Annotated in this window: 19 protein-coding genes; 4 read left to right on the top strand and 15 right to left on the bottom strand. The window is 64.7% G+C overall.

Annotation, left to right across the window (positions count from 1 at the left end; genetic code table 11):
• Window positions 1-314 precede the first annotated feature (314 nt).
• From ACQCSW_RS04590 to ACQCSW_RS04580, 3 genes are read right to left on the bottom strand one after another with little or no spacing between them, the layout of a single operon-like run.
• Window positions 315-3,995 (bottom strand): 1,4-alpha-glucan branching enzyme, encoded by a 3,681-nt coding sequence (locus ACQCSW_RS04590; protein ID WP_426989705.1) that lies wholly within the window; start codon window positions 3,993-3,995, stop codon window positions 315-317.
• Window position 3,996: 1 nt separating this feature from the next.
• A complete protein-coding gene (gene treS / locus ACQCSW_RS04585) occupies window positions 3,997-5,793 on the bottom strand; it encodes a maltose alpha-D-glucosyltransferase (protein ID WP_426989704.1) in 1,797 nt (598 codons plus the stop codon).
• Window positions 5,790-7,871 (bottom strand): alpha-1,4-glucan--maltose-1-phosphate maltosyltransferase, encoded by a 2,082-nt coding sequence (locus ACQCSW_RS04580; protein ID WP_426989703.1) that lies wholly within the window; start codon window positions 7,869-7,871, stop codon window positions 5,790-5,792. Before ACQCSW_RS04580 ends, treS begins: the two co-directional genes overlap by 4 nt.
• Window positions 7,872-8,023: 152 nt before the next feature.
• On the opposite strand from ACQCSW_RS04580, the gene glgP reads away from it, so the two are divergent.
• On the top strand, window positions 8,024-10,642 hold the full coding sequence (gene glgP, locus ACQCSW_RS04575; protein WP_426989702.1) for an alpha-glucan family phosphorylase: 2,619 nt from the start codon (window positions 8,024-8,026) through the stop codon (window positions 10,640-10,642).
• A gap of 15 nt (window positions 10,643-10,657) precedes the next feature.
• Here the strand turns inward: glgP and ACQCSW_RS04570 are convergent, their stop codons facing one another.
• From ACQCSW_RS04570 to ACQCSW_RS04535, 8 genes are all read right to left on the bottom strand, one after another.
• Entirely contained in the window at window positions 10,658-11,014 is a 357-nt protein-coding gene (locus ACQCSW_RS04570; RefSeq protein WP_426989701.1) for a barstar family protein, read from the bottom strand.
• Window positions 11,015-11,023: 9 nt separating this feature from the next.
• On the bottom strand, window positions 11,024-11,509 hold the full coding sequence (locus tag ACQCSW_RS04565) for a ribonuclease domain-containing protein (RefSeq protein ID WP_426989700.1): 486 nt from the start codon (window positions 11,507-11,509) through the stop codon (window positions 11,024-11,026).
• 16 nt (window positions 11,510-11,525) lie between these two features.
• The gene (gene glgX, locus ACQCSW_RS04560) at window positions 11,526-13,637 is read right to left on the bottom strand and encodes a glycogen debranching protein GlgX (protein ID WP_426990620.1); all 2,112 of its coding nucleotides are present in this window, start codon (window positions 13,635-13,637) and stop codon (window positions 11,526-11,528) included.
• Window positions 13,638-13,949: 312 nt separating this feature from the next.
• The gene (rlmB, locus tag ACQCSW_RS04555; protein ID WP_354253019.1) at window positions 13,950-14,939 is read right to left on the bottom strand and encodes a 23S rRNA (guanosine(2251)-2'-O)-methyltransferase RlmB; all 990 of its coding nucleotides are present in this window, start codon (window positions 14,937-14,939) and stop codon (window positions 13,950-13,952) included.
• A gap of 67 nt (window positions 14,940-15,006) precedes the next feature.
• Complete coding sequence (gene cysS / locus ACQCSW_RS04550; protein WP_426989699.1) at window positions 15,007-16,473, bottom strand: cysteine--tRNA ligase; 1,467 nt, start codon at window positions 16,471-16,473, stop codon at window positions 15,007-15,009.
• A 73-nt stretch (window positions 16,474-16,546) separates the two neighbouring features.
• The gene (ispF, locus tag ACQCSW_RS04545; RefSeq protein WP_111907319.1) at window positions 16,547-17,044 is read right to left on the bottom strand and encodes a 2-C-methyl-D-erythritol 2,4-cyclodiphosphate synthase; all 498 of its coding nucleotides are present in this window, start codon (window positions 17,042-17,044) and stop codon (window positions 16,547-16,549) included.
• 2 nt (window positions 17,045-17,046) lie between these two features.
• Complete coding sequence (gene ispD / locus ACQCSW_RS04540; protein ID WP_426989698.1) at window positions 17,047-17,853, bottom strand: 2-C-methyl-D-erythritol 4-phosphate cytidylyltransferase; 807 nt, start codon at window positions 17,851-17,853, stop codon at window positions 17,047-17,049.
• A 136-nt stretch (window positions 17,854-17,989) separates the two neighbouring features.
• Entirely contained in the window at window positions 17,990-18,472 is a 483-nt protein-coding gene (locus ACQCSW_RS04535) for a CarD family transcriptional regulator (RefSeq protein ID WP_026266570.1), read from the bottom strand.
• 255 nt (window positions 18,473-18,727) lie between these two features.
• Between ACQCSW_RS04535 and ACQCSW_RS04530 the strand changes: the two genes are divergently transcribed.
• On the top strand, window positions 18,728-19,288 hold the full coding sequence (locus ACQCSW_RS04530; RefSeq protein WP_426989697.1) for a hypothetical protein: 561 nt from the start codon (window positions 18,728-18,730) through the stop codon (window positions 19,286-19,288).
• Window positions 19,289-19,394: 106 nt separating this feature from the next.
• Here ACQCSW_RS04530 and ACQCSW_RS04525 read toward each other — a convergent pair whose 3' ends face one another.
• Both ACQCSW_RS04525 and ACQCSW_RS04520 read right to left on the bottom strand, forming a co-directional pair.
• Window positions 19,395-20,075 carry a response regulator transcription factor gene (locus tag ACQCSW_RS04525; protein WP_354253015.1) on the bottom strand — a complete coding sequence of 227 codons (681 nt, stop codon included), beginning with the start codon at window positions 20,073-20,075 and terminating at the stop codon, window positions 19,395-19,397.
• The gene (locus tag ACQCSW_RS04520; RefSeq protein ID WP_426990619.1) at window positions 20,072-21,280 is read right to left on the bottom strand and encodes a sensor histidine kinase; all 1,209 of its coding nucleotides are present in this window, start codon (window positions 21,278-21,280) and stop codon (window positions 20,072-20,074) included. The genes ACQCSW_RS04525 and ACQCSW_RS04520 overlap by 4 nt, the downstream gene beginning before the upstream one ends.
• A 202-nt stretch (window positions 21,281-21,482) precedes the next feature.
• Here ACQCSW_RS04520 and phoU point away from each other — a divergent pair, with 202 nt between their 5' ends.
• The gene (phoU, locus tag ACQCSW_RS04515; RefSeq protein WP_426989696.1) at window positions 21,483-22,136 is read left to right on the top strand and encodes a phosphate signaling complex protein PhoU; all 654 of its coding nucleotides are present in this window, start codon (window positions 21,483-21,485) and stop codon (window positions 22,134-22,136) included.
• A 76-nt stretch (window positions 22,137-22,212) separates the two neighbouring features.
• Here the strand turns inward: phoU and ACQCSW_RS04510 are convergent, their stop codons facing one another.
• Window positions 22,213-22,959: a phosphoglyceromutase gene (locus ACQCSW_RS04510; protein ID WP_426989695.1), complete on the bottom strand. Its 747-nt coding sequence runs from the start codon at window positions 22,957-22,959 to the stop codon at window positions 22,213-22,215.
• A 109-nt stretch (window positions 22,960-23,068) separates the two neighbouring features.
• Here ACQCSW_RS04510 and ACQCSW_RS04505 point away from each other — a divergent pair, with 109 nt between their 5' ends.
• Complete coding sequence (locus tag ACQCSW_RS04505; protein ID WP_426989694.1) at window positions 23,069-23,929, top strand: class I SAM-dependent methyltransferase; 861 nt, start codon at window positions 23,069-23,071, stop codon at window positions 23,927-23,929.
• A 61-nt stretch (window positions 23,930-23,990) separates the two neighbouring features.
• Here ACQCSW_RS04505 and ACQCSW_RS04500 read toward each other — a convergent pair whose 3' ends face one another.
• A complete protein-coding gene (locus ACQCSW_RS04500) occupies window positions 23,991-24,341 on the bottom strand; it encodes a DUF2516 family protein (RefSeq protein ID WP_426989693.1) in 351 nt (116 codons plus the stop codon).
• Window positions 24,342-24,347: the final 6 nt, after the last annotated feature.

Here is a 24,347-nt window from a genome sequence, read left to right as displayed (position 1 = left end):
CACACCCGGCACCACCACAACCATTCATCGGCCGTGGATCGCTCCGGAGCAACTTTTCAAACTTACCCGCTGGTCTCACTCTTGTCAAACCGGCGTCCGCGACTTTCATCAGCCTGAGGCTTTCGTGTCGGTTTTTTCGGTCTGACTCCGTGGAGCAGCGCGGAAATAAACTCTACCACCACTTTGCCGAGATGGCCACCCAAGCCCCCAGCAGCCCCCTGCACCCCCACCCTAAGGTCAGCAAAAAGCCCGGAATCTCAAGGTATTCCGGGCTTTCCGCCACTCATTTAAGAGAGCCGGTTCACACCATATGGTTAGCCGGCCGCCAGAGGAACGGGCTTGAAGTACGCCGCACCCAGGGGCGGCAACGTCACGCTCAACGATGCCGGCTGGCCATCAAGCCCTTCGTCCAGGGCAATCAGCTCACCACCATTCAGGACACCTGAACCGCCATAGGCCGCAGCGTCGGTGTTGAGCACTTCAGTCCAGGCCCCTGCAGCGGGAACGCCGAGGACATAGCCCACATGCGGACCTCCGGAGAAGTTGATGGCGCACACTAAGGGATTGCCGTCCTTGTCCCAGCGGACAAACGTCAGGACATTGCGGTCCGCATCCCCGCCGTTGATCCACTGGAAACCACCGGGCTCGTTATCCCGCGCGTAGAGGGCCGGCGTCGAGCTGTAGATCTCATTGAGGTCCTTGGTGAGGAGCTGCATTCCGCGGTGCGCCGGAATCTCGGCCATGTACCAGTCCAGTCCGTGCTGCTCGGACCATTCGGCCTCCTGGCCGAATTCGGTGCCCATGAAGATGAGCTGCTTGCCCGGGTGCGCCCACTGGTACGCAAAGAAGGCGCGCAGGTTGGCCAGCTGCTGCCAGCGGTCCCCCGGCATTTTACGGAGCATGGAGCCCTTGCCGTGCACTACTTCGTCGTGGCTGATGGGAAGCAGGAAGTTCTCGGTGAACGCGTAGACCATGGAGAACGTCACCGTCCCGTGGTGCCACTTCCGGTTGACCGGGTCCTCGGAGGCGTACTTGAGGGAGTCGTGCATCCACCCCATGTTCCACTTGAGCCCGAAGCCGAGGCCGCCGAGGCTGGTGGGGGCGGTGACGCCGGGGAAAGCTGTGGACTCTTCGGCGATCATCACCGCGCCGGGGTGGGTCTTGTAGACGGTGGCGTTGACTTCCTGGAGGAAGGAAATGGCTTCCAGGTTCTCCCGTCCGCCAAAGCGGTTGGGCGACCACTGCCCCTCTTCGCGTGAGTAGTCCAGGTACAGCATCGAGGCCACCGCATCAACCCGGAGTCCGTCGATGTGGAACTCATCAAGCCAGTACAGCGCGTTGGACACCAGGAAGTTCCGCACCTCGGTGCGGCCAAAGTCGAAGATCAGCGTTCCCCAGTCGGGGTGCTCGCCCAGGTTCGGGTCGGCGTGCTCGTACAGGGGTTCGCCGTCGAACTGGGCCAGCGCCCAGGCATCCTTGGGGAAGTGCGCCGGGACCCAGTCCAGCAGCACTCCGATTCCGGCCTGGTGCAGGGAATCCACCAGGAACCGGAATTCGTCCGGATGGCCAAAGCGCGACGTCGGCGCAAAGTAGGACGTCACCTGGTAGCCCCAGGAGCCGCCGAAGGGATGTTCGGCCACGGGCATGAACTCAACGTGCGTGAAGCCCAGCCATTTGACGTAGTCCACCAGCTCCTTGGCGAGCTCGCGGTAGCCCAGTCCAAGGCGCCAGGATCCGAGGTGGACTTCGTAGGCGCTCATCGGCGAATTGTGCGGGTCACGCTGCGCGCGTGCCTCCATCCATTCGGCGTCCTTGAACGCGTACGACGGCTCCACCACCCTGGACGCCGTCAACGGCGGGACTTCGGTGCCGAAAGCCAGGGGGTCGGCCTTTTCGACCCAGTGGCCACTCCTGGTCTTGATCTCGAACTTGTAGCACGCCCCTGCTAAAACACCCGGCAGGAAGACTTCCCACACGCCTGAGGATCCCAGCGAGCGGAGCGAATTTTCGCGGCCGTCCCAGGCGTTGAAGTCGCCTTTGACCCGGACCGCCTGCGCGTTCGGCGCCCAGACGGCAAAGGAGACGCCGTCAACATCGCCGAGGGAGGACTTGTAGTGCTGGACGTGTGCGCCCAGGACTTCCCAGAGCTTCTCGTGCCGGCCCTCGCCGATCAGGTGCAGGTCCACTTCACCCACGGTGGGCAGGTAGCGGTAGGGCTCATCCACGGTCAGCGGCGCGGCACCCGGATATGTGACCTCCAGCCGGTAGTCGGGCACGTGGCCGGCCTGCAGCGGCTCCAGGACTGCCACCCAAACACCGTTGTCCTCGTGGGTCATGGGCACCGCACCGACGGCAGTCACCACGCTCACTGCCTCCGCGAGGTGCTTGACCGCCCGGACAGTCACATGGCCATGGTCGTCCAGGTGGGCACCGAGCACCGAGTGGGGGGCGTGGTGTTCGCCGTTCCCCACGCGGGCCAAGGTTTCCGGGTCCACGTGTAGAGGCACACGGGGCCGGTCTGTACGTGCTGAGCCTGTCATTTTCATACCTTCCGATGCTGCCCGGGCCTGATCGCCGGAGCCTTTAACGCTGAGGAGCCGCCTGGAGGCATTCGTTGGAATGGCCAGCCAGTCAGGCCTGTTGCGCAATTCATAAACGACCTCGTAAAGGGCCTTGTCCAGCCACAATGCCACAAAGAGCGGTGAAGTCCGGTCGACGGTTCCGGGTGTGACTGCTGCGTAGCCGGCAAGGAACGCGTCCGCGCAATCATCGACCCAGGACGCCGGAACGCGGGCACCCTGATATTCGCGTTCTGCCGCGCCTGCCGCGTAGTCGAAGGAACGCAGCATCCCCACCACGTCCCGGAGCGGAACATCGGGGAAGTTGCGTTCGGCGATGGGCCGCAGAGGCTCACCCTCAAAATCAAGGATGGCCCACCGGCCGGGCTGCCCGCCGTGGCCGGGGACCTGAAGGATCTGGCCGAGGTGGAGATCGCCGTGGATCCGCTGCAGGGGCCCGGCAGGCACGCCGTCGAGCTCGCCAAGCAGCACCCCTAACGCGTCGTCGTAAGGCCCGACGGCGGCACCGGCTTCCGCCCATGCCTGCCGGACCCGCTGGGCTACTCCGGGCGCAATAAGCTGACCCGGGGCCGGTTCAACCGCTGTGCCGAGGGCTTCCGCCAGCCGGCGGTGGACCGTGGCCGTCGCAGCACCCAGGGCATGCGCCTCGGCGGTGAAATCGGCACCGGTGCGCGCGGCGTCCACGGCAATGCGCCAGGCATCACGGCCGCCTGCGAGGAATTCGTGGGCTACGGCAAGCTCGCCCTGCGATGGCGCCTGTGCCGGGAGCCCCGATGACGCCGGCGCTTGCCATTCCCCGCGGACCCACCCCAGCGTGGCCGGAACCTCGAAGGTGCCTTGGGCCGTCAGTGCCGCCCCCACCTCGACCTCAGGGTTGATCCCTTCAGAGAGGACCCGGAAGAATTTCACGATCGCCGCGGACTCGCCGTCGTCAACAATGACCGAACTGTTGGACTGCTCGCCGGACAGGACTTTGACCACTCCGTGGGCGGTAGGCAGGCGGTGCTCCGACCGGGTGCGGTGGCCCGTCGCCGACCCCGTGCTCGAGCCTGCCTCGGACCGGATCAGCTCCAGCCAGGAGGACACAAAGGAAGGATCGTGCACGGCGTCGTAGATCCAGGCCATGCCGGCCTCGGGAGCCTGGCCGACCAGTGCCCGCTCTGCTCCGGCAAGCGGACTTGCCCGGTAACTCAGCGGGACCTGGACCACGTCAGTCCGGAGTCCGCCGTCGGCCGTCCGGGAGGAAACAGCCAGCAGGAATATCTCCAGCCGCGCCTGCCCGGCGGCATCCTCGAGGCTCAGGCTGCCTGCCTGTTCCAGCGAAAAATCGGCTGTCTTCACGGGGAACCACCGCTGGCGCGGAAGCCATTCGCGAAGGACGGCGCTCAGTGCGGCTGTGAGGATGGGCTGGGCCATGTCAGTTCTCGATGGACAGGATGGGCAGTGCTTGCGTGTACGGGGAGGCCGGATTGGACGTCGCCGAGCGGATCCGCAGCCAGAAGAAATCATGGCTTCCCAGGGTCAGCGTCAGTGATCCGTCGTCGTCGATCCCGGGGAACGGCTGCCCCCCGAACACATCGCGCAGCCCGCGGCCGGCAAACTGGGGAATCCGCAGTTTTGCCGCGACGGGGTGCTGCGAAAGGTTGAAGGCGCACAGAATGGATTCGCCGGGCAGCCCCGCAGTGTTGTCAGCCGAAAGTTCCCGGAGATACGCCACCACGGCGTCGTGGTCGGCTTCGACATGTTTGAACGCGCCCAGCCCGAAGACAGGGTGGTTCTTGCGGACGCTGAGGATCTGCCGTGTCCAGCGGAGCAGGGAACCGGAGTGGGCGGCTTCGGCTTCCACGTTGGCCATGGCGTAGTTGTACACCAGCGACTGGATGACGGGCAGGTAGAGCTTGCCGGGATCAGCATTGGAGAATCCTGCGTTCCGGTCCGGGTTCCACTGCATGGGGGTGCGCACGGCATCGCGGTCATCGAGCCAGATGTTGTCCCCCATGCCGATCTCGTCCCCGTAGTACAGGAACGGGCTGCCCGGCAGCGACAGCAGCAGGGCATTGATCAGTTCGATCTCGGCCCGGGAGTTATCCAGCAACGGTGCAAGTCGGCGCCGGATCCCGATGTTGGCGCGCATCCGGGGGTCCGGGGCATACCAGCCCAGCATCGCCGCACGCTCGTCGGCCGTGACCATCTCCAGCGTCAGTTCATCGTGGTTGCGCAGGAAGGTTCCCCACTGCGCCCCTTCAGGGATCTCCGGGGTGTCATGCATGGTCTCGATGATCGGAGCGGCCTTCTGGTCGCGCAGGGCGTAGTAGAGGCGCGGCATGATGGGGAAGTGGAAGGCCATGTGGCATTCGGGCTCTTCTGCTGTTCCGAAGTACTCCACCACCTCGTTGGGCGGCTGGTTGGCCTCGGCGATGATGACTCGGCCCGGGTAGCCTTCATCCACCATAGCCCGCAGCTTGCGCAGGAAGTCATGGGTGGCCGGCAGGTTTTCGCAGTTGGTCCCCTCCTCCTCGAAGAGGTACGGGATGGCGTCCGCCCGGAAACCATCGATACCCTGGTCCAGCCAGAAACGGACCACATCAAAGAGCGCTTCGATGACCTTGGGGTTTTCAAAGTTCAGGTCAGGCTGGTGGCTGAAGAAGCGGTGCCAGAAGAACTGCCGGCGGATGGGGTCGAAGGTCCAGTTGGACTCCTCGGTGTCTACGAAGATGATGCGGGCGTCCTGGTACTTCTCGTCAGTGTCGCTCCACACGTAAAAGTCGCCGAAGGGACCGTCCGGGTCCTTGCGCGATTCCTGGAACCAGGGGTGCTGGTCCGAGGTGTGGTTCAGCGGCAGGTCAATGATGACCCGGACGCCGCGGGCATGGGACTCGGCCACCAGCCGCTTGAAGTCGCTGATGGTGCCGAACTCATCCAGGACGGAGTTGTAGTCCGAAATGTCGTAGCCGCCGTCACGCAGCGGCGACTGGAAGAACGGCGGCAGCCACAGGCAGTCCACGCCAAGCCACTGCAGGTAGTCCAGCCGGTCGATCAGGCCGGAGAAGTCGCCCGAACCGTCGCCGTTCGCATCCGCGAAGGCCCGTACCAGCACTTCATAGAACACTGCCTTCCGGTACCAGAGCGGATCATGGGGCAGGCCAGGGGCGTTTAGCTCAAAAGTGCTCTTGGGGGTGAAATGCTGGCTGGAACTCTGCGGATTAAAGCTCACTGATGCATTCTCCTCACGCTCAGGATGTGTGCGGGTTCGACGTGCGCGTCCAGGCGGACGTAGTTGTATTCGCCCCATTCCCAGGATTCGCCGGAAATGAGGTCATCCACCCGGAACCCGCCGTTGGGCGACAGGTCCTCAGGGTCGAGTTCCAGGGCAGCCAGGTCCAGTGAAATGGTGCTCTCCCTCGTCCCGTGCGGATCAACGTTGACCACCACAATGATGGTGTCCTTGGTTCCGTCCGGCAGGGTCTTGTGCTTGGAGTACACCACCGTGGCGTCGTCGGTGCTGTGGTGGACCGTGAGGTTCTGCAGGTCCAGCAGCGCCGGGTGGTTGTGCCTGATCGCGTTGAGCCTGGTCAGGTACGGCGCCAGGGTCCGGCCCGAGGCCGCGGCAGCGTCCCAGTCACGGGCTTTGTATTCGAATTTCTCGTTGTCGATGTACTCTTCCGCACCGGGGCGGGCAACATGCTCATAGAGTTCGTAGCCGGCATAAACGCCCCACAAGGGACTGGCGGTGGCGGCCAATGCTGCGCGGATCTTGAACGCCGCCGGACCGCCGAACTGGAGGTATTCCGCGAGGATGTCCGGCGTGTTGACAAAGAAGTTGGGCCGGAAATACGCCGGCGACTCGTGGCTGACTTCCGTGAAGTAGGTTTCCAGTTCCTTCTTGGTGTTCCGCCACGTGAAGTAGGTATAGGACTGCTGGAAGCCCGCCCGGCCCAGGGCGTGCATCATGGCAGGGCGCGTGAACGCTTCCGCGAGGAACACCACGCCAGGGGTCTTTTTGTTGACCTGGCCAATGAGCCACTCCCAGAACCACAGCGGTTTGGTGTGCGGATTATCCACTCGGAAGATCTTCACGCCGTGGCTGATCCACAGCAACACGACCCGCAGGATTTCCTTCGCAAGCCCTTCCGGATCATTGTCAAAATTGAGCGGGAAAATGTCCTGGTATTTCTTGGGCGGGTTTTCTGCGTACGCGATACTGCCGTCAACCCGGGTGGTGAACCATTCCGGGTTGGACTGTACCCAGGGGTGGTCCGGCGCGGCCTGCAGCGCCAGGTCCAGGGCGACTTCCAGGCCCAGTTCGTTGGCGCGGGCAACAAAGGCGTCGAAGTCCTCGAACGTGCCCAGTTCTGGGTGGATGGCGTCGTGGCCGCCCTCCTTCGCGCCGATGGCCCACGGCGAGCCGGGATCGTGCGGGCCGGCAATCAGGGTGTTGTTGGGGCCCTTGCGGTGCTGGATGCCGATGGGGTGGATCGGCGGCATGTAGAGCACGTCGAAGCCCATTTCTGCCACCGCGTCCAGCCGCTTCGCTGCGGTCCGGAAATTCCCGGACGTCCATGCCCCGGTGGCGGCGTCCCTGACGGCGCCTTCGGACCGGGGGAAGAATTCGTACCAGGCTCCGCGGCCTGCGAGATCGCGCTCCACGAGCAGCGGGAACTGCTCGGAAACGGTAACGAGTTCGCGGATCGGCTGGCGGTCCACCACGGCGGCCACGTCCGCGCCGAAGCCGGCTGCCAGACGTTCCTCATCGGTGAGGGACCCGTTGGCCAGAATGGAAGACGCCATGCGCAGGGTGCGCCGGTCCGACGCATTGCGGGAGGCGTCGGCGGCCGCTTCTGAGAGCAGCGCTGAACCTTCGGCGAGCATCAGCTCCACGTCGATCCCTGCCGCCACCTTGACCTCGGCGTTGTGGTGCCAGGTTCCGTAGCGGTCGTGCCAGGCCTCAATGAGAAAGGTCCAGTTTCCAACGGCCGACGGCGTGAGGATGCCCTCCCAGCGGTCCGTGCCGAGACCGCGTTCCCCCTTCGGTGGCGCCAGCCTGACGCGCTGGCGTTCCTTCCCCCGGGGATCCAGGAGGACCGCGCTGACACCCAGCTGGTCATGCCCCTCCCGGAAAGCGGTGGCGCCCACCACAATTCCCTCTCCCGGCAATGCCTTGGCAGGATACTTTCCACCCTCCACCACAGGCTGCACGGCGGTGATCGGAAAACGGCCAAATCTTAGCCCGTCGGTGATTTTGCCTTTCGGCTTTTTCTTTGAGGCGGCAGGGGTTGCTGAGTTAGTCGTCACAGCCTCGACGTTAGCGAGAAATGGTCCAAATTGCTAAGCCTGCGCTGCCTTTTGTCGCCGCGATTCGACTTATCCGCCACGCCAACTGTCATTTACCTAAAAGAAAGCCAAAGCTGTTCCAGACGTTGATGTTGTCGGTTAGTGTGGCGCAGGTGAAGGCAATCCGCAGATTTACCGTCAGAACAGTCCTCCCGGAACCCATCAGGCCGCTGGCCCGGTTGGCCACCAACCTGCGCTGGTCCTGGCACCGGCCCACCCGTGAACTCTTCGCGGGCCTGAACTCCCGTATCTGGGAGGAATCCGGCCAGGATCCCATCAGCTTCCTGGGCCGGGTCAGCCGCGAAGAGTTCCAGCGCCTCGCCGCCGACCAGTCGGTGGTGGACCAGGTCCGCGCCGCCGCCGATGACCTTGACCGGTACCTTGAGCGGCCCCGCTGGTACCAGAGCCTGGGCGAGGATGCCCCCGCCGCCATCGCGTACTTCTCCCCCGAATTTGGTATCACCGAAGTCCTGCCGCAGTACTCCGGCGGCCTGGGCATCCTGGCCGGCGACCACCTCAAGGCCGCGTCGGACCTCGGCGTGCCCCTGATCGGCGTGGGCCTGCTGTACCAGGCCGGCTACTTCCAGCAGTCCCTCTCCCGCGACGCTTGGCAGCAGGAAACCTATCCGGTGCTCGACCCCGACGGCCTCCCCCTCACACTCCTCCGTGAGCCGTCCGCCGACGGCAACGGCCGGCCGCTGCAGATCTCGCTCCCGCTCCCCAACGGGCGCCGGCTGCTGGCACACATCTGGCGTGCCGACGTCGGGCGCGTTCCCCTGCTGCTGCTGGACTCCAATGTTCCCGGCAACGACGACGCCGCCCGCGGCATCACCGACCGCCTCTACGGCGGCGGCGGAGACCACCGGCTCCAGCAGGAGCTCCTGCTGGGCATGGGCGGAGTCAAGGCCCTGCGCGCGTACCAGCAGCTGACCGGAACCACGGCGCCAGAGGTGTTCCACACCAATGAGGGCCATGCCGGCTTCCTGGGAATTGAGCGCATCCAGGAACTGATGGCCGGCGACGCCGCCCTCAGCTTCGACGAAGCCCTCGCCGCTGGCCGGGCCTCAACAGTCTTCACCACCCACACTCCCGTTCCGGCCGGGATCGACCGTTTCGAGATTTCCCAGATCCACCACTTCCTCCAGGCCGGGCTTGCGCCCGCGGTACCGGTGGACCGGATCCTGGAACTGGGCCGGGAAAACTACGCCGACGGCAATCCGTCAGTCTTTAACATGGCGGTGATGGGACTCCGGCTGGCACAGCGGGCCAACGGCGTCGCCAAGCTCCATGGCGAGGTATCCCGCGGGATGTTCTCGGCCCTGTGGCCGGGGTTCGACCACTCCGAGGTGCCCATCACGTCCGTTACCAACGGCGTGCACGTGCCCACCTGGGTGGACGGGCGCATCTCCCGGCTCGCGCGGGAACAGTTCGGCACCGAGGCCGAAGCCATGGGCCGCTGGGACCTTGCCTACAACGTCAGCGACGCGGACGTGTGGGCGCTGCGCCGTGAAATGCGCACAGCACTGGTGGAGGACGTACGCCGCCGGCTTCGGGCCGCATGGAAGAAGCGCGGTGCCGCCGACGCCGAGCTCGGCTGGACCGACAACGTCCTGGACCCCGACGTGCTGACCATCGGCTTCGCCCGGCGCGTCCCCACTTACAAGCGCCTGACGCTGATGCTTCGCGAGCCGGACCGGCTCAAGGCGTTGCTGCTGCATCCGGAGCACCCGATCCAACTGGTGATTGCGGGAAAGTCCCACCCGGCAGATGATGCCGGGAAAAAGATGATCCAGGATCTGGTCCGCTTCACCGACGACCCCGAGGTCCGCCACCGCATCGCGTTCCTGCCGAACTACGACATCGCGATGGCCAGGACGCTCTTCCCGGGCTGCGACGTGTGGCTCAACAACCCGCTCCGCCCCTTGGAGGCGTGCGGCACGTCGGGCATGAAGGCCGCCATCAACGGTTCGTTGAACCTTTCGGTGATGGACGGCTGGTGGGATGAAATGTACGACGGCGAGAACGGCTGGGCGATACCCACCGCCAACAATGACGCGTCCCCCGAAGAGCGGGACGACATCGAGGCGGCGGCGCTGTACGAACTCCTGGAAACCCAGGTGGCGCCACGCTTCTATGGGAACACGGTGTCTGACAGCGCAGGTGCTGCCGGACCGTCCACCACGGGCACGGAGAAAGTCCCCACACACTGGGTGTCAATGATCAAGCACACGCTGTCCCATCTGGGCCCGGCCGTTTCCGCGGAGCGCATGCTGCACGACTACGTCAACCGGCTCTACCGCCCCGCAGCCGAGGCCGGACGCAGGGCCGTTGCCGACTCCTACGCGCAGGCGCGTGTCCTGGCGGCATGGACGGCCAAGGTTCGTTCAGCGTGGCCTCTGCTGCACGTTGAACATGTGGACTCCGTGGGAGTTTCCGAGGATCCGCAGATCGGGGACACCCTGCAGGTGAACGCCTACATCGCGCTGCACACCCTCTCGCCGGAGGATGTTTCAGTGGAGGTGGCCTATGGGCGCGCCGAGGAAAGCGACACCCTGGCAGACGTCATCTTGATGGAGTTGAGCTCGAAAGAGGACCTGGGCGACGGACGCCACCTGTTCAGCGGTTCCCTGCTTATAGACCGGTCAGGTCCGTTCGGCTACACCGTCCGCGTCCTGCCCCGGCACGAGGCTCTGGCTTCCAAAGCCGAGTTGGGGCTGATCGTCAACGCCTGACCCCGACCGTCATGTCTACAGGAGCACGGCCGTGACCACCAGGTCACGGCCGGCGTAGCTCTCGGCATCCTGGAGGACCTCGCAGATGATTCCGAAGGACCGGTCACCACGGAACGCTGCGGCCACCTGCCAGAGGATCGTGACCGGGGCACCCCCGTCCTGGCCGATGCTGTCCGCGAAATCGTGTAGGGAATCGTTCAGGGCGTCCATGTTCACGCCGTAGTGCTCAGGGAAGGCGAGCACTTCGCCGAAAGTTTCCAGGACAGCCTTCTTGCTGTCGGCGGCGGGGACCACCAGGCTGCGGCGGCCGGCGTCGGTGACCTGTTCCTGCAGTTCTTCGATGGTCCATGTATCGGCGGAGTAGATTTTCATTGAGGGTGTTCAGCTGCCTTCTGCGATGAATTTGAACGAGTCGTAGTGGTCCTGGGTGTAGTATTTCTCGCCCTTGGAGCCAATGACGATGCGGCGCGCTCCCCTGTCGGAGTCACCCGGAGTGGGCACGGTGTACTCGCGGTAATAGCCTGAATCCTGCCGAGGGAGGATGCGCTCGAAGTTGCCGAACGTCTTGTTGTCCTGGCTGTAGCGGTAGGGGCCGCCGGCCCGGATCGTGGCGAGGGTAGTCCGGGCTTCGGCCGGCAGCTGGGATTCCTTGATCGCGGGCAGGCCGGACGGGTTGGCGGGTACTACCGCCGGCGCTGGAACCTCCGCAGGACCGGGAACGGGAGCCCCCGGGGACGGGGCCGCGCTGGAACTTGCTGCCGGCGTCGTACTTCCCGTTAGGGTCACAAGGAGCCCGGGGCCGCCGAAAGCGAACACCCCTATGGCCAGCAGCCCGGTCAGCAGCAGGACAATGGAGCGGTTGCGCAATTTTTTTCCTCCGCAGCTATGTGCGGTAGATGTTGATCGAGTTCGCCTCGATGCGGTCCGTCTCGCCGGACGCCACCCGGCTGCCCTGGCGAAGCTCGTGAAGCGGCGACGTTGTGAGCCGGAGCTCGAACAGCCTGTGGGCCGTTCCGTCGTCGTTCTTGAGTTCCGGAAGGGTGATCTTCACATCGGAGCTGCTGCCGTTGACCACTAGGAGGCCCGCCACGGTGCCGCCGTCCGAGCCGAGCAGGAGCTGCATCACCCGGTGCCGGGGATCGTTCCACTGGTCCATGGACATGGGCTGTCCGGAGTGATCAAACCAGTAAATATAGGACTGCTCATCCCGAGCCGGAAAATCATGGGGTTGGCTTGCCAGGAACTCCTTGCGCAGCCTGACGTAGCGCTTGGTGCTGCGGAGCATCTCTGCCGATTCCGGCGTGCGGGTCCAGTCGAGCCAGGCCAGGGGGTTGTCCTGGCAGTACGCGTTGTTGTTTCCCTGCTGCGTGCGTGCCAGCTCGTCGCCGGCAGTGATCATGGGCACGCCAAGGGAAATCATCAGGGACGCCATCAGGTTCCGCCGGGACTGCGCCCGCTGCGCCACGATGTTCTCGTCCTCGCTCCGGCCTTCGACGCCGTGGTTGAAGCTGCGGTTGTCCCCGTGCCCGTCCCGGTTCTGCTCGCCGTTAGCCTCGTTGTGTTTACGGTCGTAGGACACAAGGTCGTTGAGCGTGAAGCCGTCGTGTGCCGTGATGAGGTTGACCGACGCCAGCCTGGAACGGCCTGACGCTTCAAAAAGCCCGGCCGATCCGGACAAGGCATCAGCCAGCCGCGCCACGGACCCGCCATGCCCGCCGGCCTCGATGGCCGCCCGGTCGGCCAGCCAGAAGGAGCGGACGCCGTCCCGGAAGTGGTCGTTCCAGTCAACCCAGCCGCCCGGGAACCGTCCCGTCTGCCAGCCGCCGTAGCCGACGTCCCACGGCTCGGCGATGAGTTTCACGTCGGACAGCACCGGATCGGCGGCCGCAGCCACCAGGAACGGGTGACGGGGATCAAAGTCGTTGTCGGCGTTCCGGCAGAGCGTCACTGCCAGGTCGAAGCGGAAGCCGTCGATGTGGAATTCGTCCACCCAATATCGGAGGGAATCCAGTACCAGCTGGACCACCCGGGGCTGGCCGAAATTCAGGGTGTTGCCGCAGCCGGTGGTATCCACGTATTTCCCGTGGCCATCCGTGCGGTAGTACGTGTCCTCGCCGAGTCCGCGGAAGCTGATGGCCTGGCCGTCCGGACCGCCCTCGGCAGTGTGGTTGTAGACAACGTCGAGAATCACTTCAAGTCCTGCCGCGTGGAGCAGCTTGACCATTCCCTTGAACTCGTCCTGGACGGCGTGGGGTCCTGCATCCTGCGCAGCCTGCGTTGCATAGGCGGCGTGCGGTGCGAAAAACGCGGCCGTGTTGTAGCCCCAGTAGTTGGTCAGGCCGAGGTTCTGCAGGTGCAGCTCATCGAGGTGGAAATGCACCGGGAGCAGCTGGACAGAGGTGATGCCCAGGCTCTTGAAGTGCTCGATGATGGCCGGATGGGCCATTCCGGCGTAGGTTCCGCGCAGTTCCTCGGGGACGTCGGGGTGGAGCATGCTCTGGCCGCGGACGTGGGCCTCGTAGATGATGGTGTTCCGCCACTGCGTCCGGGGCCGTTCGTCGTCGCCCCAGTCAAAATCGCCGGCCATCCGGACGCTCGTCAGGAACCCTTGCCGCTGGTCCACCGCCCGGCCGTAAGGATCGAGCAGAAGAGGCTGCCCGCCGTCGTCGTCCAGATCCATAACGGGGACCGCCAGTGGCAGCGTCTCGGCCTTGGACGTGGCGCGGAACCCATACAGCGATCCGTACGGGAAATCTTCAACAATTCCGTGGTGTACGCCGTGCGTGACGTTGGGCAAGGTCTGCAGATGCCAATCACCACCGGCGGCCTTGTAGGCAATCTCAAGGTTCTCCACGGCCGGGGCGTACACGGCCACGTTCGCGCTGGACTGCACGCCGTAATCCGCTCCCGAACCCGGGCGCGGGACGCTGACACCGAGCGGAAATGCCGAAGAGGCATCCTTGGTGGAAGCGGTGTCGAAAAGCGGCATGACCATCATGTCCATGGTAGCGGCCAGCGGCTGTTGAACTGCACTGGTGCTTTTATGACGACATCATAGGGTCCTGGCAAGCCGCCGAGAGTTCTGACCTAAAAGCGAGACCCCTCCTGCCGTGATGTGGCATGAGGGGTCTCGACAGGCTCGACCACCGGAGCAGCAGCCGCGGCGGAGGCGGGGCTTTTGCGTAGGCTGCGTTGTTGCTGGGCCCACGCCGTCCGGGTTCCCTTTCCGAGCTTGCGAGGTCAGGGAGACTGTGGGGAGGAACGAGCGCAGCAGCCGGCAAAAGTCCGGCCTTCGCCGCACCGAGCACTACTTGACGGCGCGCTGCCTGGAGATCTCGTACAGCGAGATGCCAACGGCCATGGACGCGTTGAGCGATTCCATGGCGGAGTTGATCGGGATGGAGACGATCTGGTCGCAGTTTTCGCGGACCAGGCGGCTCAGGCCCTTGCCCTCGGAACCGACCACAATGCACACGGGCTCCGTGGCCAGGGTGAGGTCAGGCAGCGAAACGTCGCCGTCGCCGTCGAGTCCCAGGACAAAGATGCCCATGTTCTTGAACTGCTTCAGGGCACTGTTCAGGTTGGCGGCGCGCGCCACCGGAACACGCACGGCAGCGCCGGCGCTGGTCTTCCAGGCCGAGGCCGTGACGCCCACGGAGCGGCGCTCAGGGACGATGACGCCGTGGCCGCTGAAGGCAGAAACGGAGCGGATGATGGCACCGAGGTTGCGGGGGTCCGTGATGCCGTCAAGGGCAACAAACAGCGGCGCATTGGCTACGTGGCCCTTCTTCCAGCGGTCCACGGTTTCCTCGGCCAGGTCATAGGCGTCCTGGTACTCGTACGGCGGGATCTGCAGCACCAGGCCCTGGTGCACGGCGTCGTCCGTCATGCGGTCCAGTTCGGGCTTGCCGGTCTCGAGCAGCGGGATGCCGCGTTCGGCGGCGATCTTCAGCGACTCCTTGACACGGTCATCCATTTCAATCCGGATGGCGATGTGCAGGGCCTTCGCCGGGATCCCGGCGCGGAGTGCTTCGACCACGGAGTTACGGCCGGTGACGACCTCCTCGGTGGCGCGGCCCTTGGGGCCCGTACGGGAGGCGCCGGCGCTGCGCGCGCCCGTGCCGCGCTTGGCGGCCGACCGTTCGGCCAGCTGCTTGCCCTTGTGCGCCTTGTGGTACGGGCGGTCCTCCGCCTTGGGCGTGGGACCCTTGCCTTCCAGGGCCTTACGGCCGTGGCCACCGGTTCCGATGGTTGGCCCCTTCTTTGCTTTGATCGACCGACGACCGTTGTTGGCCATGATTTCCACCCTTGATTGTTTGACTGAGTCTGCTTACCAGTCTACTGAACCAAGTAAAATCGCCGGTTCAGCCCCGTTGCAGGCTCCAGGTAGCGCCATCTGGGCCATCCTCAACGACGACGCCGGCCGCCTTCAATGTGTCCCGGATGGCGTCGGAGGCAGCCCAGTCCTTGGCGGCCCGGGCCTGCGCGCGAGCAGCGAGTTGGGCTTCCACGAGGACGTGGATGGCGGCCAGTTCCCGGACGTTTCCGGCGTCGGGCGCAGCAACGGCGTTGAGCCCGAGTGCGGTGGTCATGATCATGACAGCGTTCATCGCATGCCGGCCGGCTTCATCGTCTCCATCGGTGAGGGCTGTATTGCCGGCGCGCACCGTTTCGTGCAGTGCCGCCAAGGCTCGCGGCACGTTCAGGTCGTCATCCATGGCCGCGGAGAAGGCCTGAACAGCCTCGGTGGACGGGCCGAAGTTGCCCGCGACAAACCCGAAGTCGGTACCGAAGCGGGCTATGGCCTTCGCCTGGAATCCGTCGATGCGTTCGACGGCGGCGGCCGCCTCTTCCAGCGACGTGGGGCGGTAGTCCAGCACTGAGCGGTAGTGAGCCTGCCCGAGGTAGTAGCGGACCACCCGCGGCGATGAGAGGTCCAGCATCTCTGAAGGGCTGATGGTGTTGCCGATGGACTTGGACATTTTTTCGCCCTGGTAGGTCACCATGCCGTTGTGCATCCAGAAGTTGGCGAAACTGTGCCCTGCGGCCTGGGACTGGGCCATCTCGTTTTCGTGGTGCGGGAAGCGCAGGTCCAGTCCGCCGCCGTGGATATCAAATTCGGGGCCGAGGTACTTGGTGACCATGGCGGAGCACTCCAGGTGCCAACCCGGGCGCCCGGCGCCCCAGGGCGAGGCCCAGCTCGCCGTCGTCGGCTCCCCCTCTTTGGAGCCCTTCCACAACGCAAAGTCGCGGGGGTCCTTCTTGCCCCGCGGATCTGCGTCCGGGGCGCCCAGCATGTCGTCAATGTTCTGGCGCGTCAGTGACCCGTACTTGTCCCAGGAGCGTACGTCGAAGTAGACGTCGCCGGAATCGTCCAGCGCCGGGTAGGCGTGGCCACGGTCGATCAGCTGCTGGATCAGCGCATGCATTTCGGGGATATGGCCGGTTGCCCGAGGCTCATAGGTGGGGCGGGCAACGCCGAGCGTGTCGTAGGCCTGCAGGAACGCCTGCTCGTAGCGGTAGGCCAGCGCCCACCATTCTTCCTCGCGGACGGTGTCCGGTCCAGCTTCGAAGTCCGGGCTGAACGACTCGGCAGACTTGGCGAGGATCTTGTCATCGATGTCCGTGACGTTGCGTACCACTGTGACCCGCAGGCCCCTGTACTCGAGCCAGCGGGTGAGCTGGTCAAAGGCGATCGCCGAGCGGATGTGGCCCACGTGCGGCATGCCCTGCACGGTGGCTCCGCAGTAGTACAGGCTCGCTTTTCCCGGGACGAGGGGAACGAAGTCGCGGACTTCGGCGGTCGCGGTGTCATAGAAGCGGAGAGTCACCGCTCCAGATTAGCGGAAAAGGCCTGCGTGCCTGCCCCCGCGCGTTATCCGGCCTGCACAGCGCCTGGTTGAATCACCGGGGATAGACCAAAGCGGTGGCGACGGCGGAAATGCCCTCACCCCTGCCGGTGAACCCCAGTCCGTCGCTGGTGGTGGCGGTGACACTGATTGGAGCCCCCGCCGCTTCGCTCAGCACGCGTTGTGACTCTTCCCGCCGCGGGCCGAATTTGGGCCGGGTAGCCACGAACTGCACTGCCACGTTGCCGATCTCAAAGCCGGCAGCACGGACAATCCTCGCCGCCTCGGCCAGGAGCGTGACGCCGGAGGCACCGGCGAACTCCGGGCGGTCGGTGCCGAAGTGCGTGCCGAGGTCCCCGATGCCGGCGGCCGAGAATAGGGCGTCTGCGGCGGCGTGGGCCACCGGGTCCCCGTCCGAATGCCCCGCCAGTCCACGCTCACCTTCCCAGAATAGCCCGCCCAGCCAGAGGGGTCGGGGAAGGTCATTGGACGCGTAGGCATGGACATCCAGGCCGATACCGGTGCGCGGCAGGATCATCTTGGCTTCACTCATGATCAGCCTTCCACCCAGCGGATGCCCAGCGGGCCTTCCAGCAGCCCTTCGGCAATGATTAGGTCCAGCGGCGTGGTGATTTTCAATGACTGCGTGGAGCCATGCACAGCGTGCACAGGAACTCCCAGTAGTTCCACCAGCATGGCGTCGTCGGTGACCGCTGCTGCCTGCTTCTCGTCAAAGCCCGCCGCCGCCTGATGGGCCTGGATCAGCGTGGACAGGCGGAACCCTTGGGGCGTCTGGACCGAACGGAGCTCTTCCCGCGGGGCGGTCCCCGTCACGAGTTCCGGGGCGATCCTGCTGTCGTCACCGGTCGTGGGGGTAACCATCTTCACCGTATCCACCACCGGTACCGCCGGAATCACTGCAACGGCGCCGGCAGCCAGGGAATCGACGACGCGGTGGAAGACGTACTCGGGCGTCAGCGCCCTGGCGGCGTCGTGGACCAGCACGGCTTCGGTGCCGTCCAGCAAGGCGGCGAGCGCTGACCGGACCGACGCTGCACGGGTGGCGCCGCCGTCGACCGTTGTCAGCAGGGGAAGCGGGTTCTCTTGGTTGCCATCGTGCCTCGCCCGGAGTTCCTCGGCGAAGGCCGCACACAATTCCTGCAGGACCATATCGCCGGGAGGCAGGGCCACACAGATCTGGCGTGCGACGCCGGCGGCCGCGACGCCCCGAAGGGCATGGGTGAGGATGGCGTCACTCCCCAGTGGGACGCGCGCCTTGGGCATGCCGTAACCCAGCCGTTCGCCGGAACCGGCAGCCACTATAACGACGGCGGTGACGGGGCGGGGAAGTCCGTTGTTCATGCTGTCCAGCCTACGTCCCCGGCTGCCCGGCTTGCCGAAACCCACCACGCCACGCGCCTGCCGCAGCCGACGCGTGGTCCGTAAAAGGGCAAAAAGAAACCCCGGAGGCACTTGCGTACCCCCCGGGGTTCAATTCTTAGGAAGCCAGGACCTCGTCGAGAACGCTTGCCGCCTTCTCTTCATCGGTCTTTTCAGCCAGTGCAAGTTCTGAAATCAGAATCTGCCGGGCCTTGGCCAGCATGCGCTTCTCACCTGCGGAAAGGCCCCGATCGTGATCACGGCGCCAGAGGTCGCGAACAACCTCTGCTACCTTGATGACGTCACCGGAAGCAAGCTTCTCCAGATTTGCCTTGTATCTGCGCGACCAGTTGGTGGGTTCTTCAGTGAACTCGGCCCGCAGCACATCGAATACGTGCTCCAGACCTTCCTTGCCCACTACGTCACGGACCCCAACAAGGTCAACGTTCTCTGCTGGAACTTCAATGGTCAGATCACCCTGAGCCACCTTGAGCTTGAGATACATTTTCTCTTCGCCCTTGACAGTGCGCATCTTGATTTCTTCAATTTTTGCAGCACCGTGGTGAGGGTAAACTACTGTCTCGCCGACCTCAAATACCATGTGGACATTCCCCTTTCCCGCAGACCAGTTTATCACGATTCAGGCATATGACTGGCCTTGAACCGGTCCCGGAACCCCGGAAATACGCGGAAAAATGGCAGAATAGACCCCCTTCGACCCCTTGACGGATGCAGATAATAGTGCATGTGCGGCCTGCTGCCAAGGGCAATGTGACCGTGCGGAATCCTCGTTTGGTCCGGTTTGCCGTTAGGCTATGGCTGAATAATGTTTCAAGACTCTCGAGGAGTGCGTGACGTGCGTTTCACTGCGATGAACCGGGCCCAGGGCGGCAAACTGGCACTGGCGGCAGGATCCCTGGCCCTCGTCCTGGCGACGATGACAGGCTGCGGCTACATCAACCCCCAGCAGACTTCTCACCAGTACGCGGCGTCGGACGGTATCCGCGCCGACCTGGGTCCGCTGCAGCTGCGGAACATGATGATTATCTCCGCCGGCGAAGACAAGCCCGGCCGCCTGCTCGGCGCCGTTTACAACTCCTCATCGCAGGACGTCAAGCTCACGGTCAACGGTGCCGAGGGTTCGCAGACGCAGGTGCCGGTGAAAGCCAACTCCTACACGCTGCTCAACGACTCCACGGATGAGGCCATCCTCAGCACGAGCGGCGGCATCGCCGGTTCGATGGTGGACGTCAAGGTCACTGAAGACGGCACCAACGTGAGCAAGTCTGTGAAGATACCTGTCCTGGATGCTTCCCTCGCGGAGTACAAGGAGTACCTGCCGGCCGGCAGCGAACCGACAGGATCCGCCACACCCGGCCCGTCGCCGTCGGCCGCCAGCACAGGCGCGGCCCACTAAGCAGCAACAAAGCACAAAAGGAGGGGCTCCCCGCGGGGAGCCCCTCCTTTTGTGCACTTGAAGCATCGTGTGCTTGATGCCTTGTGTGCCTTACCGGATGGGCGGCCTACGGCTCGAACTTGTAGCCCAGGCCGCGGACGGTTACCAGGTAGCGGGGCACGGACGGGTCGGGCTCGATCTTGCCGCGCAGCCGTTTGACGTGCACGTCAAGGGTCTTGGTGTCCCCCACATAGTCCGAGCCCCAGACTCGGTCGATCAGCTGGCCGCGGGTCAGCACGCGGCCGGAGTTGCGCAGCAGCATTTCCAGCAGCTCGAATTCCTTCAGCGGCAGGAGGACCTGCTGTCCATCCACGCTGACCACATGCCGCTCGATGTCCATCCGGACAGGGCCGGCCTGGACTGTGGCCGAGATCAGTTCCTCAGGTTCACCCTGCCGGCGGAGCACGGCCCGCACGCGGGCTACCAGCTCACGGGAGGAGTAGGGCTTGGTGACGTAGTCGTCGGCACCCAGCTCCAAACCAACCACCTTATCTATCTCGGAGTCCTTGGCCGTCAACATGATGACCGGAACGCTGGAGCGCTGCCTCAGCTGGCGGCAGACCTCGGTGCCTGACAGGCCGGGGAGCTGCAGATCCAGCAGCACCAGATCCGCCCCATTCCGGTCGAATTCGGTGATGGCGTCCAAGCCGTTGTCTACAACTTCAACCTCGAACCCCTCCTTGCCCAACAAATAGGACAACGGATCACTGAAAGATTCCTCGTCCTCAACAATCAAAATCCTGCTCAAGAGCTGGCTCCTTGCTCATGTACGCCGCGTTCTTTGACACGCTCGGGTACGGCTCGTTGTTTGACACCTGCAGTATCCGGTTCGTTTTGGCTTTCCATCTCAGGCAGCCGCAGGGTGAAAGTGGAACCCTGGCCGGGCCGTGACCACAATGTCACTTCACCGCCGTGGTTGGAGGCAACGTGTTTGACGATGCTCAGGCCCAGTCCCGTTCCGCCCGTGTGGCGCGAACGCGCCGCATCCACCCGGTAGAAGCGCTCAAACACCCGCTCCTGGTCCTCCGGGGTCAGGCCCTCGCCCTGATCCGTGACAGAAACGGCGATCAGCCCCTCCTTGGACCGGACGCCCACGCCCACCCTGGTGTTTTCCGGGGAGTAGCGGATGGCGTTGTCGATCAGGTTACGCAGCGCTGTAACCAGCAGGTCCCGGTCACCAAAGACGGTGGCTTCAACCCGGTCACCCACCACGATCCGGATGTTCTTGCTTTCAGCGGGGAGCTGGGAGCGGTCCACTGCTTCGGTGATGACCGTGTTGATGTCCACGGCCTTGCCCTCCTGGGAGACGCTGGCACCCTGGAGGCGCGAAAGTTCAATGATGTCCTGGACCAGGGCGGCCAGCCGGCCTGATTCCTTGTGCATCCGCTTGGCGAACCGGCGAACCGCTTGTTCGTCGTCGGCTGAGGACTCCAGCGCTTCGGCCAGCAGGGAAATTGCGCCCACCGGGGTCTTCAGCTCGTGGGACACGTTGGCCACGAAGTCGTTTCGGATCTCTTCGGTGCGGGTGATTTCGGTGCGGTCGTCAGCCAGCAGCACGATATATTCCTCGCCGAGCATGGCTGCCCGGACCTGCACGATGATAGTTCCCTGGCCCAGCGGACCCCGCGGCAGTTCCAGCCTTTTCTCCAGGATCACGCCGTCGCGGCGCACACCGGCCGTCATGTCCAGCAGCTCCTTGTGGACCACCGTATGGCCGCGTACCAGGCCGTACGCATAGGCTGCGGGGCTGGCGCGCACCACACCGTCCACCGCGTCCACCACTACAAATGCCCGTCCGACGACGGCCAGCACTTCCGCAGCGCCAGCCGGCAGAGCGGGTTCGTCCATGTCGACGTCCACAAGCTTGCGCTGCTTTTCACTGATCCTGAAGGCGAGCACGCCAAAGGTGCCGAGCGACAGGCCGACCAGGCCGGCGATGACACCGATGAGCATAGGATCCACAGCTCCAGCTTAGGCCGTGGTTCCTGCCCGGACGGTGCGTCATGGGCCTTAAGGGAGACGGTTCAACTAACGTTCATCTACACGCGACTAATCGTTTACCGGACGCTGACAGAGTTATACGTTGGAGTGCCGAATGGCGACACGAGTTCCGTCTGCCACATGAGGGGCGGAGTTCCAAAGAAAGGACGCCCACGTGCGTAAGGTTTTTCAGGAAGAGCTGACCCAGGTGGGTGAGCAGCTGGTGGAGATTTCGAAGTTGGTCAGCGAGGCAATGGGGAAGGCCGCGACGTCCTTCCAGGTTGCCGACGTTGATCTGGCGGAGGATGTCATTGCCGCGGACGCCCGCATCGACTTTTTGCAGACCAGCCTCGATGAGCGCGCCATCGACATCCTGGCTCTGCAGGGGCCGGTGGCCAGCGATCTGCGGATGATCGTGGGCTCCCTGCGCATGAGCGCTTCCCTGGAGCGGATGGGGGACCTGGCCCGCCACATCGCCCAGCTGGCCCGATTGCGCTTCCCGTCCACCGTGATCCCTTCGTCCATGACGGAGACGTTCAACAAAATGGCCGAGCAGGACCAACTGATCGCCGACAAGCTCATCGTGCTGCTGGAATCCCGGGACCTCGAAGTGGCCCGCGACATCCTCAAGGCCAACAGCACCATCGACGATCTTCACCTGAGCGTCTTCAAGGCAATCGCCTCGCCGGACTGGGCCGAGTCCCCCGCCACCACCGTGGATGTGGCCCTCGCCAGCCGCTACTTCGAACGCTTCGCTGACCACGGCGTGTCCGTGGCCCGCAAGGTCACGTACCTCGTCACCGGCGAATGGCAGCCGCAGGGCTTCTAGCCCCTCCCTTAACCGCTTACGACGGCGGGCCAGTCACGTGAGGTGACCGGCCCGCCGTCGTACGTTAACTACTGCTTTACTTCTTGCCCTGGTTGGCCACTGCCAGGATGGCCTCTGCGGCGGCCACCGGATCCAGGTAGGTGCCGCCCGGCTTGATCGGCTGGAAGTCCTCGTCCAGGTCGTAAACCAGCGGGATGCCCGTGGGGATGTTCAGGCTGGCGATGGCGTCGTCGCTGATGCCGTCCAGGTGCTTGACCAGGGCGCGCAGCGAGTTGCCGTGGGCGGTGACCAGGACGGTCTTGCCGGCTTTGAGGTCTTCCTGGATGTCCGATTCCCAGTAAGGAAGCAGACGGACCAGGACGTCCTTGAGGCACTCGGTGCGGGGCAGTGCGTCGCCGAGGTCCGCGTAACGGGGGTCGTGGGCCTGGGAGAACTCGGAGTCGTCGGCCAGGGGCGGCGGCGGGGTGTCGTAGGACCGGCGCCATTCCATGAACTGCTCCTCGCCGTATTCGGCCAGGGTCTGTGCCTTGTCCTTGCCCTGCAGGGCGCCGTAGTGGCGTTCGTTCAGGCGCCAGTCCCGCTTGACCGGGATCCAGCCGCGATCGGCCTTATCCAGGGAAATGTTGGCCGTGTTGATGGCCCGCCTCAGCAGCGAGGTGTAGAGGACATCCGGGAGAAGATCGTTCTCAACCAGGAGCTCGCCGCCGCGTGCTGCTTCCTCGCGGCCCTGGTCGTTGAGGTCAACGTCCACCCAGCCGGTGAACAGGTTCTTGGCGTTCCATTCGCTGTGGCCGTGGCGCAGCAGAATCAGCTTGTAAGTCATGATTTTTATCCTAGCCGAGGCACAGCGCCGCCCGCCTTGCGTTACAAGGGGCGACAGTTCGTCAGGAATCGCAGGGCATCGTAAGGAATCGCACCGATATGGTGGGGCGGTGGTGCAAAAAGCGGAACGGGTGGCAAACGCCCAGATCTCGGGCAAGACCCCCGGCGGGCCGGGCAGACTCGCCAAGCCGGGCAGGCCGGTCGGAAACGTCACGCGGGGCACCACCAATCCCAACCGGATGCGGCGGGTGGACCGCTGGCTCACCGGCCCCCAGGCCTGGCGCCTGCGTGCTGCCGAAGACCCCCTCGTGGTTGACCTGGGCTACGGCGCAACGCCGGCCACCGCCGTCGAACTCTTTGAACGTCTCCGCGCCGTCCGGCCTGACGTGCGGGTGTGTGGAATCGAAATCGAGCCGGAGCGCGTCCGGGCGGCCAAAGCGCTGGAGAGGCCGGGGCTGAGCTTCCAGGTGGGCGGTTTCGAGTTGCCACTGCCCGGTCGGCCGGTGCTGGTCCGCGCCTTCAACGTCCTCCGCCAGTACGAAGAGGCTGACGTGGCGGGGATCTGGCGGCTCGTCCAGGGCCGGCTCGCCCCCGGCGGGCTCTTTATCGACGGGACGTGCGATGAGATCGGGCGGCGGGTGACGTGGGTTGCCCTCGACGCCGACCGGCCGTTGTCACTGAGCATGTCCGTGCGGTTCGGCAGCTTTGACCTGCCGTCGGAGATTGCCGAGCGGCTGCCGAAGGCACTGATCCACCACAACATTCCGGGCGAGCCTGTCCACCGGTTGATGCAAGCCATGGACCGGGCCTGGCTGGAGTCGGCGCCGCTGGCCTCGTTCGGCAACAGGCAGCGCTGGCACGCCATGTGCAGGGCACTGCTCGACGGCGGATGGCCGGTTAAGGACGGGCCGTCACGGTGGCGCCTGGGCGAACTGACGGTGGCCTGGGAAGCTGTGGCGCCGTCGGTCTAGTGCGGGCCCACGCCGGCAGGGTTCCCTGCGCGAGCTTGCGAGCTGAGGGTGCCGGTGGGGATCACCAGCCGCCGTAGGGCCCCGTATTGCGGCTGCCGCCGCGGCCGGCGTCCTTGACCGCTGGCCGGACGTCGGCGAGGTAAATGGACGCTGCCACCACGGCTGCGAGCCCAAAGAGGCCAAGCGTGCCGAAGATTCCGCCGCTGCTGAACAGTGAGATGACACCGATCAGGGTGGCACCGCCGGTCAGCGCCAGCCAGAAGGTCTTGGTCCGTTTGCCGGTCGCTTCAAAGGCGGCGGACTTGTGCCTGACGCAGTCCAGCAGAGCCCACACTTCAAGTCCGAATGCCACCAGGGCAAGGATAAAAAACACTGCCAGCTCTACAGGCCGAATTATCAGTTCACCGTCCACCGTCCA

This window comes from Pseudarthrobacter sp. Y6 (assembly GCF_050156205.1).
In the GTDB taxonomy this organism is placed as follows: domain Bacteria; phylum Actinomycetota; class Actinomycetes; order Actinomycetales; family Micrococcaceae; genus Arthrobacter.
Note: the sequence above shows the minus strand (reverse complement) of the source record. Positions and strands in the feature narration are given on the sequence as shown.